Here is a 1,550-nt window from a genome sequence, read left to right on the forward strand (position 1 = left end):
CGCGGCGCTGCCCCTCATCCGCCTGCCGGCACCTTCTCCCCGTATAGTGACGGGGAGAAGGGACTGACAGCGGCGTCGCCGTCTTTTCTGCAGCGTCGATGATTGGCGAAATCATCGACGCCAGCCCCTTTCTCCCCGTCACTGTACGGGGAGAAATGTCCGGCAGGACAATGAGGGGCGGCGCAAACGGCCGGCTATATTTCGCCCGAACTATTCACCGGAGCTTAAACGAAGCCTACGCCCCGTAGCCGATGATGCCCTTGACCTCGAGGAAGTCGTGGATCGCCCAGTCGGCGTATTCGCGGCCATTGCCGGACTGCTTGTAACCACCGAAGGGCGCGAACGTATCCCACTCAGGATAGTTGATCGACACCTGGCCGGCGCGGAGCTGAGCCGCGACCTTACGGGCGTGCTCGATGTCCTGCGACTGGACGTAAGCGGCAAGGCCATAGACCGTGTCGTTGGCGATCTTCACGGCGTCGGCGTCGTCGTCATAGGAAATGACCGACAGCACCGGCCCGAAGATTTCTTCCTTTTCGATCGTCATGCCGGGCTTCACATGGCCGAACACTGTCGGGCGCACGTAGTAGCCGCGGTTGAGATGCTCCGGCCGGCCGGGGCCGCCGGTGACCAGCGTTGCACCCTCCTTGATGCCGGCTTCGATCAGGCCCTGTATCTTGTTGAACTGGAGCTCGCTGACGACCGGGCCAAGCTTGGTCTCTTCGTTGCGCGGGTCGCCGACATTGTGGGCCTCGGCCGCCTTCTTGGCGATGGCGAGCGCCTCGTCGTGGCGGGCGGCCGGCACCAGCATGCGGGTCGGCGCGTCGCAGGACTGGCCGCTGTTGCCGAAGCAACCCTCGACGCCCTTGCGCACCGCCGTTTCGAAATCGGCGTCGGGCAGGACGATGTTGGCGGACTTGCCGCCCAGTTCCTGCGCCACCCGCTTGACGGTCTGCGCCGCCGTCTGCGCGACGATGATGCCGGCGCGGGTGGAACCCGTGAACGAAACCATGTCGACATCGGGATGGCCGGCCATGATCTGGCCGACATCCGGGCCGGTGCCGTTGACCATGTTGTAGACGCCCTTCGGCGTGCCGGCGGCTTCCATCACCTCGGAGAAGACAATGCCGCTGATCGGCGCGATCTCGGACGGCTTCAGCACCACGGTGCAGCCGGCGGCGATGGCCGGCGCCACCTTGCAGACGATCTGGTTGAGCGGCCAATTCCAGGGCGTGATCAGCGCGCAGACGCCGATCGGCTCCTTGACCACCATGGTGCCGCCGCGCTTCTCGGAAAACTCATAGTCTTCCAGCGCCTTGATGGTCGCTTCCATATGCGCCCTGCCCGCCCAGGCCTGCGCCTCGCGGGCCCAGGTGATCGGCGAACCATTTTCCTGACTTACGGCCTGGGCGATGTCCTCATAGCGTTCGTTGTAGACTTCGAGGATGCGCTTCAAGAGCTTCAGGCGCTCGGCTTTGCTCGTCTGCGAGAAGGATGGAAAGGCGGCCTTGGCTGCGGCGACGGCCTTGTCGACGTCGGCTTTCGAGCCG

General features: G+C 64.6%; 1 protein-coding gene. It reads right to left on the bottom strand.

From position 1 onward, the window contains the following. Positions 1-235: 235 nt before the first annotated feature. Positions 236-1,550, bottom strand: a 1,315-nt coding sequence (locus J0I79_RS35030) for an aldehyde dehydrogenase family protein (RefSeq protein WP_292870779.1), incomplete at its 5' end; no start/stop codon positions are given.

It is taken from the genome of Mesorhizobium sp. (genome assembly GCF_017306585.1).
In the GTDB taxonomy this organism is placed as follows: Bacteria; Pseudomonadota; Alphaproteobacteria; order Rhizobiales; family Rhizobiaceae; genus Mesorhizobium.